The sequence below is a fragment of the Pararcticibacter amylolyticus genome, from assembly GCF_003130405.1.
GTDB classification, from domain to species: Bacteria; Bacteroidota; Bacteroidia; order Sphingobacteriales; family Sphingobacteriaceae; genus Arcticibacter; species Arcticibacter amylolyticus.
The window spans coordinates 122,449-135,008 of the sequence record NZ_QEAS01000010.1; the positions used below are offsets into that span (position 1 = coordinate 122,449).

7 protein-coding genes are annotated in these 12,560 nt (G+C 43.7%); 2 read left to right on the forward strand and 5 right to left on the reverse strand.

Annotated features, from left to right (window positions below):
* From gldC to DDR33_RS13260, 3 genes are all read right to left on the reverse strand, one after another.
* Positions 1–332, reverse strand: a 332-nt coding sequence (gldC, locus tag DDR33_RS13245) for a gliding motility protein GldC (RefSeq protein WP_109416276.1), incomplete at its 3' end; no start/stop codon positions are given.
* A 285-nt stretch (positions 333–617) separates the two neighbouring features.
* Positions 618–2,009, reverse strand: coding sequence for a DEAD/DEAH box helicase (locus tag DDR33_RS13255; protein ID WP_109416278.1), 1,392 nt, complete (start codon positions 2,007–2,009; stop codon positions 618–620).
* A gap of 63 nt (positions 2,010–2,072) precedes the next feature.
* Entirely contained in the window at positions 2,073–2,876 is an 804-nt protein-coding gene (locus DDR33_RS13260; protein WP_109416279.1) for an SDR family NAD(P)-dependent oxidoreductase, read from the reverse strand.
* A 125-nt stretch (positions 2,877–3,001) separates the two neighbouring features.
* Between DDR33_RS13260 and DDR33_RS13265 the strand changes: the two genes are divergently transcribed.
* Positions 3,002–4,342 carry a dihydroorotase gene (locus tag DDR33_RS13265; protein WP_109416280.1) on the forward strand — a complete coding sequence of 447 codons (1,341 nt, stop codon included), beginning with the start codon at positions 3,002–3,004 and terminating at the stop codon, positions 4,340–4,342.
* Between the two features lie 18 nt (positions 4,343–4,360).
* Here DDR33_RS13265 and holA read toward each other — a convergent pair whose 3' ends face one another.
* Together holA and DDR33_RS13280 are read right to left on the reverse strand one after the other, a co-directional pair.
* A complete protein-coding gene (holA, locus tag DDR33_RS13270) occupies positions 4,361–5,389 on the reverse strand; it encodes a DNA polymerase III subunit delta (protein WP_109416281.1) in 1,029 nt (342 codons plus the stop codon).
* Between the two features lie 356 nt (positions 5,390–5,745).
* Positions 5,746–5,937: a hypothetical protein gene (locus tag DDR33_RS13280; protein ID WP_109416282.1), complete on the reverse strand. Its 192-nt coding sequence runs from the start codon at positions 5,935–5,937 to the stop codon at positions 5,746–5,748.
* A gap of 161 nt (positions 5,938–6,098) precedes the next feature.
* On the opposite strand from DDR33_RS13280, the gene DDR33_RS13285 reads away from it, so the two are divergent.
* The gene (locus DDR33_RS13285) at positions 6,099–12,542 is read left to right on the forward strand and encodes an alpha-2-macroglobulin family protein (RefSeq protein ID WP_158280743.1); all 6,444 of its coding nucleotides are present in this window, start codon (positions 6,099–6,101) and stop codon (positions 12,540–12,542) included.
* Positions 12,543–12,560: the final 18 nt, after the last annotated feature.

A 12,560-nucleotide genomic window follows, 5' to 3' on the forward strand; every position in this document is an offset into this window, starting at 1 on the left:
TTCCCTTCCTTAATTTCCATTTTTTCAGCGAAATGCGCACAATAGTCACGCAAGTCTTCCACAATATTCTTCTCTCCTGTAGCACGGAGGAAGCTATCTCCCATAGTCTGAAGAGTTTCATAAAAGAAGCGCTTCATCTCATCAACAGGCATATCTTTTGTCCAAAGATCGATGCGTAAAGAATTTTTATAATTGTGGTCCCACAGAGAAAGGATCATTGCTTTTACCGGCAGTTGCTCCCTGTTCTCAGAATCAGATGATTCCCAGGTGATCTGCTCCGGTACATTGTTATCATCCAGCTCTACTGTCAGTTTTATTTCCGCTTTCTTCATTTGTCTTTATTTACACTCTTTTTATTTACTACTAATTTAATACGCTTGCTTTTCCGAGGATCAGTAAAACAGCCACCGCAAAGATGACAAATAACATCTCAACTATCCAAATCCGTTTAAGATCACGAAGAAATGTCCTGAACAGGATGTCGGATACAGAGCACACGAGTATAAGCAAGATCATCATAGTGAAACTTACACCGCTCTCTTTGGAAAAAACAAGGGGATAGACCAGCAAAACCATAAGGGCTGCCGAAACAAAATTTAAAGGAGTAAGCCGGGCTTTCATCCTCTCCTTCCGTTTTTTGATGCCCCCGTGCGACCACTTTTAGGCCCGGCGTTCCTTGTGTTACTTTTTCCCGCCGGTGGTTTCCCCGCCTGGGATTTCACTTGCTTCTTTGCCGGAGATTTTGAGTTGCCCCCCTTCTGGTTCGAATATTTCTTTTCGTGGAAAGCCCCTTTAAACTCAGGGTTTTCTTTACGTTTTTGCGTATCAATCTCACGGGCTATATCCTGGCGTTCATTGAAAGGAGTTTCTTCAACAAACACATCTTCCGGCAAGCTCTTTTCCGGGATCTGCTGCCTGATCAGCTTCTCAATTTTACGGAGGTAGTATACTTCTGCCGGATTACAAAACGTAATCGCATCGCCGGTATTAAAGGCCCGCCCCGTCCGTCCGATCCTGTGAACATAATCCTCAATAACAATCGGCACATCGAAGTTGATGACATGGCTGACATTACTAACATCAATACCCCTGGCCGCGACATCTGTGGCCACCAGTATTCTCACAGTTCCTTCCTTAAAAGCATTGATCGAATTGATGCGCGTGTTTTGCCCCTTGTTCGCATGGATCACCTTTACCTGGTCTTCTCCATACCTCCTTTCAAGGAATCTGTGGATATCATCTGCAACGCCTTTCGTTTTACAGAAGATGATCAGCTTATTCAGTTCATCGTCTTTTTGAAGAAGATGCTGCAAAAGGTTGATCTTAGTCTTGAGGTTTGGAACAAGATATACCGATTGCTGAACCGTTTGAGCCGGCGTGGCCTGTGGGTCTACTTCCACTACGGTTGGAAATTTCAGAAAATCACCCGCTATCTTATGCACCAGCTCACTCATTGTGGCCGAAAACAACAAATTCTGACGTTTGCGCGGCACAACTTCGAGGATACGGTGAATTGAACCAATAAAGCCCATGTCCATCATCTTATCGGCCTCATCAATCACCAGGAATTGCAGAGATTTTACCGGAATATGCCCTTCCAGATATAAATCCAGGAAGCGGCCGGGTGTCGCCACCAGGATATCAAGCCCTTTTTCCAGCTCAGCTTTCTGCGTTTTAGGCCCTAGTCCACCATAAATAACGAGTGTTCTCAGGTCTGTATACGCGGCAAACAAACGGATATTCTCCTCGATTTGCATAGCCAGCTCACGGGTAGGTGCCAGTATCAGGGCCCGGACATCCTTTCCCTGTGCGTACTTTAGTTTCATGAGCATCGGAAGAACGTACGCTGCTGTTTTACCAGTACCAGTCTGGGCAATACCCATAATATCCTGACCCGCAAGAATCGGAGTAATCGCCTTTTGCTGTATCGGAGTGGGCTCAGTAAACCCCGCATCAGCCACAGCATTCAGTATCTGGCGGTTCAATTTAAAATCTTCAAAAGAAGGCATAGCTGCAAAGATAGTGTTTTACAGGCCAATCACCGAGCTTCTGCCTCTTATTAAGGTAACCTGTCAGATAGTGGCTACAGAACCGCCATCTACGCGAAGGTTCGTTCCGGTGATAAAAGAGGCCTGTTCTGAGGCCAGAAAAGCTACAGCTGCGCCGACTTCCTCAATCGTACCGGGCCTGCCCAGCTCAATTCCGGGCCTGTTTTGTTCAAGGAATTCTCTCTGAGCATTTTCCATCGTAATCCCCTTCGCCCGCGCCTGCCCGCTTAACATATCCTCCACCAGCGGCGTATAAATAAAGGCAGGCGAAACGGTATTGATCAGAATATTATCCCTGCCATAAAGCTTCGATAGTCCTTTACTCAAGTTGATAATCGCAGCCTTTGTCAGATTATAAGGAATCATGTCCGGATAAGGCTGAAGTCCGTTTTCTGAAGACAAATTGATGATCCTTCCCCATCCCTTTGCCTTCATCCCCGGGATAACTGCTTTAATCACCCGAATCATCGAAACCACGTTGAGGTCGTACAGACTCAGGTAATCTTCCGCATCAAATTCCTCGAAAGGCACCATTTGACCGATTCCTCCGACGTTGTTTACCAGGATATCTATACCGCCGGAATGAGAAGTTACCGTTTCGATCAGGTTATCTATATCTTCCTGACTGGTAACATCAGCCTGAACGGCTTTTAATTTATTTCCCGTTTCAGCGGATATTTCGCCGATTGTTTTCTCCATTTCATCGAGGTCCCGGGAACAGATGAACACGAGTGCTCCTGCTTCTGAAAGAGCTTTGGCTATCCCTTTCCCTATTCCCTTACTGCCGCCTGTCACCAAAGCTGTCTTATTACTCAGATCGATTTTCATCCTGTTAAATTTAAGTTTAAAAGCTAACCACTACAATAATAACACAATAGCACTCCGGGGAGTTACTTCACGAAAAGAAAAGACACAATGATGATAAATCATTAAATTCGCACAATTTAACTGGTATGTCTTCCATTCTTATAAAAGCAGCAACGGTAGTAAATGAAGGCCGTATTTTCGAATCCGATGTATTCATCAAAGACGGACGTATTGATCGCATAGCTCCTCATATCGACATTCGCGCCGATAAAGAGATTAATGCAGAAGGAAAGTATCTCTTACCCGGCTGTATCGACGACCAGGTACATTTCCGCGAACCCGGACTCACGCACAAGGCCGAAATCTATACAGAAAGCCGGGCAGCTGTAGCCGGAGGGATTACATCCTTCATGGAAATGCCCAATACTGTACCAAATACTGTAACGCAGGAATTGCTTGAACAGAAGTATGCTATTGCAGCCCGGCGGTCGCTGGCCAACTATTCCTTCTTCATTGGCGCGACCAATGACAACCTGGAAGAAGTGCTTAAAACCAATCCCGAAGATGTTTGCGGAATTAAAATCTTCATGGGATCGTCTACCGGCAATATGCTGGTGGACAATGAAAGAACGCTGGAGGGAATTTTTGCGAAAGCTCCTATGCTCATTGCCACGCATTGTGAAGATGAGGCAACTATCAGGGCTAATATGGAAGCTTTCAAAAACCAGTACGGCGACAACCTGGAGCCCTTCATGCATCCTTTAATAAGAAATACGGAAGCCTGCTACAAATCCTCATCGTTCGCAGTAGAGCTCGCAAAACGTTATAATACACGCTTGCATATCCTCCACATTTCAACGACTAAAGAAACAGATCTTTTTTCTAACACAATCAATCTCGCAGACAAAAGAATTACCGCGGAGGCCTGTATTCATCACCTGTGGTTTTCTGATGAAGATTACGCAGAAAAAGGTAACTGGATAAAATGGAACCCGGCGGTTAAAACGGCGGACGACCGTCATGGTATATTTCAAGCTGTACTCGACGGAAAAATCGACGTTATAGCAACAGACCATGCGCCGCATACCATTGAAGAAAAGTCTCAGCCCTATATAAAAGCTCCTTCCGGGGGACCGCTCGTACAGCATGCTCTTCCGGCTATGCTTCAGTTTTATCACCAGGGAAAAATCAGCCTGGAGAAAATTGCAGAAAAGATGGCTCACAATCCGGCAATCTGCTTCCGTATCCAGGACCGTGGTTTTATACGGGAAGGTTATTTCGCAGATCTCGTTCTGGCTGATCTGAACAGCAGCTCTGCCGTTGAAAGATCTAATATCCTTTCAAAATGCGGATGGAGCCCATTTGAAGGCTACAGCTTTAATTCAACCATCACTCACACCATTGTCTCCGGCCATCTGGCATACGATAAGGGGCAGTTCTTTGAACAGAAAATGGGAGAAAGGCTAAAGTTTGTGCCGGTGAGTTAAGATAGAAATTAAAAACTGTCAGTGCAGTATTTTAAACACCAGTTCTTTCAACAGGTCGGCATCATTGGTGTTCCCCGTTGATTCAACTCCCTTAGTCTTCAGGTCATACTCTCTGAGGTAACTTATTATCTCAAAAGTTTTAGAAATATTGAAGCTTTTTGCAGCCTGGTCATAATCCTTCACAAAGAACGGGTTTACTCCCAATTCTTTGGCGAGGTTCTGCGGAGTTTTATCTGCAACATAATGATATTTCAGGATCTTTGTAAACCAGGTATTCATAGCCCCAAGAACCAGTTGAATGGGATTAGCTTTAGGGTTTGAACCAAAATAACTGATAATCTGATTCGCCTTTATAACATTACGCTTGGCGAGTGCATCCTGAAGCTCGAATACATTATATTCCTTACTGATCCCGATATTATTCTGAACATCCTCAACAGAGATTTCATTCCCTTTCTGAATGTTCAGCATCAGCTTTTCCAGTTCGTTTGAAACTTTTGACAAGTCATTACCAAGATATTCAGCTATGAGGGCTGAAGCACGCGGATTAATCCGGTAAGCCTTTTCTCTCACGAAGTCTTCTATCCAGGCAGGAACTTTATTTTCGTAGATGGTAGCAGATTCAAAAACGACCCCACTTTTTTCAATTGCTTTATATGTCTTTTTCCGCTTGTCGAATTTCCCGTGTTTATAACAAAACACCAGAATAGTACTGGCCAGCGGTTTTTCAAGATAAGTAAGAAACGGATCTCCCCCTTTTTTGTCGTCACCATCCTTTCCCCACTTCATATCCTGAGCTTCTTTTATCATCACCAATTGAAACTCACTCATCATGGGAAAGCGTTTCGCTGCATTCAGCACCGTCATCACATCTGTATCCCTGCCGTAGAGTACCGTTTGATTAAACCCCTTCTCTGCTTCGGAAAGAAGATTCCCTTCTATATAATTACTGAAAAGATCAATATAATAGGGCTCTTCGCCGTGAAGAAGATACACCGGTTTAAACTTACGGGCCTTGAGGTCATTCAATAAAGCAGCAGCAGTCATTTGTGAGGGCTAAGATAAGAAAAAATGAAGAGTGGGCGGGTTAGTAAACTTCATCATTGTGTGCCTATATCAAGCAGCACTATATCCTGGTGACCTTCGGGATCTGAATTGTATTCAATCGTAAAAATGATTCTACAGTCATACCCGCAATAACAAGCCAGGTAAACCGCCAGTTTGCCACTTAATTTATGAGTTCGTAGTTCCGGAGAATATGGATCTTCCAACAATTAACTTAAAGCGTTTTTAGTCCCTTTTTCCAAAAGAGGGTTTCTCTAAGAAAATTTCTTATATGACCGTTGAAAAGCTTGTAAAAACAAGTTTTCTTTTCACCGTAGAGCTATAATAAATCTAACTTATTAAACGCCTCTTCCAACGTCAAAGAAGTAAGCTTTCCTGAACGATATTCTTTTAATGTTTTTTTGAGCATCCCCGGCTATCTCTTCACGCCGTTCTTCAATCTGGCGTTTCTGCAAAATATCAAGAAGCATCTTGCGGGAAATAGCATCAAGGCTCATTACCGCATCTAGTGTTGATTGAAGATCTGCCATAGAACAAACAATTGACTTATTACAAATATAACTATATACTTCTTTCAGTATACAACAGTTTACCGGAAAGTAATTTAACGTACTCCTTTTAGTAATTTCTCTTTATCTATGGAATAACTTAATTTGCATCATCATTCACCTAAACTTGAATGTTCATGTTAATGAAACAGATTGTTCGCAAAATTGCCGGCATCCAGGTAATCCTGATGCTTTCCTCCGTATTTGTCTTCGGGCAAGCCTACCAGATTCATACTAAACGAATAGACTCGCTGGCTGACGCTGGTCTGCCCAAATCGGCCTTAAAAGAAGTGGATAAACTTGAATTGCTTGCGAGAAAAGGAAACAGGCACTCCGATATCATACGCACAGCTATTTACAGGATTAAATTGCTGCAATATATGGAGGAAAGCGCAATCGTTAACATTATAAAGGCATTAAGAGAAGATGTACAAAAGTCAGAATTTCCGGTTAGGCCTGTTCTCCAGTCCCTGCTGGCCGAGATGTACTGGAAATACTATACCGAAAACAAGTGGCAGTTTATGCAACGCTCCCGGCTTGAAAAACCGGATCCCGATATTAACCGCTGGGATCTAAAAACCATTGTGAAAGAGTGCAGCCGTTTATACGCTCTTTCTCTTCGCGACACTACAACCTTGCAGAAAACACCTGTATCTATAATAGAAAATGCTTTAACCGGAGACACCGCAACACGTCATTTGCGACCAACGTTATATGACCTGCTGGTCCACCGCGCGCTTAATTTCTACCTTAACGAAGAACCTGCATTACCTGAACCACGGCTTCCCTTCACGCTTAGAGACCGTCGTCTTTTCGATAATGCAGGCTTATTCGTAAGACTGAACATCCAGACCTCCGATACTACCTCCACTTATTTCAAAGGGATCAGGTACTTGCAGCAAGCCTCCCGGTTTCATTTAAATGAAGTCCATCGCGAAGTGCTGGCCGATATCGACCTCCGCCGGTTAAAATTTCTTTATAACAATTCTCCCTTACCAGACAAAGACTCGCTCTACCAAAATGCCTTGCTTCGAACAGCAAATGATATCTCAGATAAGCCTTTAGGAACTGACGCTCTTGTTCTGGCAGGACAATATTACCAGGAAAAAGACAGCCTTAGAACAGCACACGATCTTTTTAAAAAAGCGTCCGCTTCATTTCCGGGAAGCCCAGGAGCAGAAAACGCATTAAAACTATTAGCGCAACTGGAAACCCCCGAAATTCAGGTGACAGCAGAGGAAACAAACGTCCCCGGCAGGCCGTTTCCGGCACTGTTGGAATACCGGAATATAGATCAGGTAAAAATTCAGATCTATAAGCTGACATCAACTCAGTTTGACCGGTATACTCGATCCTTCGGTACTGCATTCGGCATATATCAAAACGACACCAGATTCCATGTTGCCAGCTCAGCTGTTTTAGACGTCCTTTCTAAGTGTTCTAAAGTACAGGAATTCACGCTCAACCTCCCCGGCCAGGAGGATTACAGGATGCACTCTGCCGAATTCAAAGTAGACTCGCTAAAGCCCGGCATTTATGTTCTTCTTGCAGGAAGATCGGAAGTACAGGACACTTCGTTCACCCAGCTCTTAGATTTCCGCATCAGCCGCCTCGCTTTCGTAAACAGGAAAAATCCTGATTCCAGGGTTGAGATCCAGGTGACAGACAGGGAAAGCGGAGCTCCTCTCCCAGATGTCGGGGTATTGCTTTACCGGCACGATTATGAAAAGAAATCCAAGCCTTTACCCTCAGGTTATATTCATAAAGGGATTACAGATAAAAATGGAAGATTAAAAACAAGCCAGCTTTCTGTTTCGTCTTTTGACCTCCAGCTAAACTTCGGAACCGATACACTAACGGAAAAACAAGGGGGATGGCTAAGATCCAGAGAGGTCGATAAAAAGCTTAAAGAAAAAACAATCCTGTTCACTGACAGGCAAATATACCGTCCGGGACAAACCATCCATTTCAAAGGCATTGAATTACGGAACCTGAACGACAAAACAGATATTATTCCCGAAAAAAAGACTACAGTAACGTTTAAAGACGGCAGCAACAAAGAAATCAGCTCGCTTCTTCTAACGTCGAACGAATACGGTTCGTTCAGCGGCGAATTCGTTGTTCCCCAACATATCCTGAATGGAGATATAAGTATCCGTACTCCCGACGGAAGCATAACCGTTAAAGTAGAAGAATATAAGCGACCGTCTTTCAACATCGAATTTTTACCTGTAAAAGGCAGCTTCCGGCTGAACGACACAGTAATTATCCGGGGCAGAGTAAAAGCCTTTTCAGGATATGGCCTGTCCCAGGCACGGCTCGTGTATAGGATAACCCGCACGCTGGATTTTGATCATGATGCTGCGACAGCAATTTACGGATCGTCAGGACGATACATTTACAGCAACCCTTTAGAAATAGAGACAGACACAGTCTTTACCGATAACCAGGGAAACTATTCCATCCCGTTTAAAGCCATAGCCGATGAAAAAATAAAGGGAGAGGCATTTTTCCGTTATCAAATCAGCGCAGATGTTACCGATGCTACAGGAGAAACACACTCAGCTACCGGAGATGTTATTGTCGGGTCTCGCAGCTATAGACTATCTGCTGCCTTTCCATCAATCCTATTTTCAGGAGACACCGCAAAACTGCATGTTGATCTGACTACTCCCAACGGCGAAAAACTAAAAGGAACTATTAACACAGAAATCTATTCATTACAACAGCCAACACACCTGTTAAAACAGAAACTCTGGAGCATTCCCGACCAGCAACTCATGGATAGGGAAGAATACAAGAGGCTGTTCCCGGAGTATCCGTGGAAAAATGAAGATAATCCGGCCCAATGGCTTCAAAAAGAGAAAGTGCTCCATACAGAGAGTCTGTCAGATACATCAGCAGCTACAGTAATTACGCTGCCTGGAATGACTGGAAAATCTTCAGGCACATATAAAATGATTGTGAAGGCAAGAACTACCACAGGAGACACAGCTTCCTCAATACTATACTTCAAGTACTTGAATAACCAATCGCCTCATACTATCTATACAGATGCTATAATCCCTGTTATAACAGCGGCAGAGCCCGGACAAGAAGCCGAATTCCTTGTTGGCAACGCAAGTCACACTTTTATATTAATGGAAGTACTTGACAAAACAGAGATCATTTCTTCAAAATGGATAGATGTACAAACACAAGAGAAGATCAGAATTCCGTTTTTTAATGCTAAAAACCTGACGGTTCAATTTCTTTCTGTTTTCCAAAACAGGCTTTACACCAGCAGTCATCGCATCTTTGTGAAAAGCCCGGAGAAAGCTCTTAACATAAAACTACTTACCTTCAGAGAGCAGCTTGAAACCGGCCAGAAAGAACAATGGAAACTACAGATCACAAACTACAAAAATCAGGGAAAAGCAGCCGAACTATTAGCTGGCATGTACGATGCTTCTCTCGACAATATTGCCTACCCGCAAAACTGGTCAATCCCATCAAGTGATTCTTTTTCTAACGCCTTCTCCTGGAACAGTTTCCGGTTCGTTAACAATACCATTAGCAGTCCTCTATCCTTCACCTATAAGGACTATGCATTAAGCTTCAGAAATTACGAAAACATTGATCTGCTGGGCTATAGTTATTTTGGTGGGTATAATGAAGGATTTGAAGAATACAGGCAGTTTCTTCGCGACAGGGAAAAAATGAGAGAGCGAGACAAAAGGCTGGAAGAAGAATACGTTAAAAATGCGGCGTTTATTAAGCAGGGAAATATCATAAAAGGCCTGATACTGGACGCCAGCGATAACCATCCCCTGGCAGGTGTCTCCGTATCAATAAAAGACAGTAAGATATCTACTGTAAGCAATTCCAAAGGAGAGTTTAAAATGAAAGTGCCGGTTGGGGGAATAATCGTCATTTCCAGCACCGGATATTTCAAACTTCAACGAAAATTAACATCACCCGGAAAACTGAAACTCCTTCTCAAGTCAAAAGATGAAACACAGAGAGAAGCAGTCATCACAGGACAAAGCAAACATAGAAAGTCAACGATCACAGGAGCTATATCTACTTTCAGAATACGCGGAATGGGAATGACGCAACCCACAATAGTACAAGACAATACAGTTCACAATTTCGCATCACTTGAGATTTCAGACCCGGGTGTTAAGTCAATTGAAGGCGATCCGAATGCTGAAATGCGGCTGGATGAACCGACTGTTCCTGCTTCAAAGGCAGGCCAGGTACCGGCAATAAAACTTCGTAAGAATTTCAATGAAACGGCCTTCTTTTATCCTCAACTTCGTACCGATGAAAAAGGAGAGGTTGCAATCGGATTTACCACACCTGAAGCGATGACCCGATGGAAGTTCAGAGCCCTGGCCCATACCCGCGAGTTTGCATATGGCTATATCGAACAAGACGTAATTACACAAAAGCAATTAATGGTAGGTGCTAACATGCCACGGTTTTTCAGGGAAGGAGATACGATCAGCATTTCTGCAAGAGTCGCCAACCTCACCAGCCACAACGTAACAGCAAACATAGGTCTGAGCCTTTTTAATGCTGTAACCATGCGACCTATATCACTGCTTGCCGATCCCGGACAAGAAAAACAATCCCTTATTGTAAAGGCACGTACCAACGAAGCGGTATCTTTTAAGTTAGCTATTCCATCAGATCTTGAAGCGCTAACTTACCGGCTCACAGCGTCAACAGAAAGCCATTCAGACGGAGAAGAAAACACCGTACCCGTGTTGTCTGACCGGATGCTGGTAAACGAATCACTACCTATGATGGTTCGTCCAGGTCAGACGTCCGTCTTCAGACTCGATAAATTACTCAACAACAACAGCTCCACCTTAGTCAGCAAATCGATTACACTTGAATATACCGAAAATCCGGTTTGGTATGCGGTACAGGCAATGCCCTATCTGATAGAATTTCCCTATGATTGCTCAGAGCAGACATTCAGCAGGTACTTTGCCAACAGTCTCTCTGCTTCAATCATTCAATCTTTACCTGCAATAGCCCAAACTTTCAAACAATGGAAAGCATCTGGCAGTAAGGCTTTACAGTCCAATCTTGAGAAAAACCCCGAACTAAAAAACCTTCTGCTCGAAGAAAGTCCCTGGCTGCGGAATGCAGCGAGCGAGAGTGAACAGAAAAAGCGCATAGCACTCCTTTTTGACCTTAATAAATTAAGTCACGAGCAAATACAAACGATTGATAAGCTATCCAAAATGCAGCTTGCAGACGGAGGCTTTCCCTGGTTCAGCGGCAGCAGATCCGACCGTTATATCAGTCAGCATATATTGGCTGGTATTGGTCAGCTTTATCAGCTTAAAGCTGCTACAGGAAATGATGTCAAACTTAAGAACATTAAACGAAAATTGCTGGCATACCTGGATACCAGAATCGAAGAAAGTCAGCTGCAAACTACAAGAAATAATAAGAATAGCAATTCTGACCCACTTTCTTCTATTGAGATCCATGCATGGTACACCCGCAGCTTTTTCAATGATGTGGCACTAAACAATAAACTCCGTGGGATCAGCAAACTCTATCTCGCTAAAGCTGAGAAGGATTGGACATCGGAGGACATTTATGAACAGGCAATGATCGCCCTTACAATGCTCCATTACGACAGGCCTCAGGTCGCACAAAAAATTATCCGCTCCCTAAAGGAAAGAGCACAGCATTCACAGGAGATGGGAATGTACTGGACTCAGAACCGGTCCGGCCGGTTTTGGAGCCAATCAACAGTCGAAACCCAATCCCTGTTAATCTCCCTCTTTACTGAAGCAGGAGGTCACGAAAAAGCTGTCCAGGAAATGAAGATATGGCTTTTGAGAAATAAACAAACAAATAACTGGCAAACCACGAAGGCCACAGCAGCTGCCTGCCATGCTCTGTTGTTACAGGGAGACACAATTCTCAGCAGAACCAGCGGTACTACCATCAGAATAAATAATGAATCTCTTGCCAACCTGAAGCCAGATATTCAGAGAGAAAGCGGATCTGGCTATATTAAGACTAACTGGACTGGCAGTGAAATTAAACCGGAGATTGGAAACATTAAGGTGACGAACAATGGGAATGTCGTCAGTTGGGGGGCGCTCCACTGGCAGTATACAGAGAAGATGAATAAGATCACCCCTTCTTCTTCCAGCATGAGCATTGAACGAAAGTATTTCGTTGTCAAAAAAGAGAAGACGGGAGAAGTGCTCAGTCCAGTCGATGCCTTGCACACACCTAAAACCGGAGACCTGCTAAGGGTAGTTATCTATCTGAAGGCGGATCAGGATTATGAATATATCCATTTAAAGGATATGCGCCCCTCGGGGACGGACCCTGTTGATGTTCTTTCCTCATTTAAATACCAGGATGGACTTCCGTATTATCAGGTTACCAGGGATGTCGCAACCAACTTCTTCATCGATCACCTGAACAAAGGATCCTACGTGTTCGAATACTCGCTCAGAGTTGCTCAGCCAGGCAATTATTCAACCGGAATCTGCTCTATTCAGTGTATGTATGCTCCAGAATTTAATGCACACAGCGAAGGGAGGAGGATGATAACAGAGAGGTAAGTGAAAACTTCCTTCTCT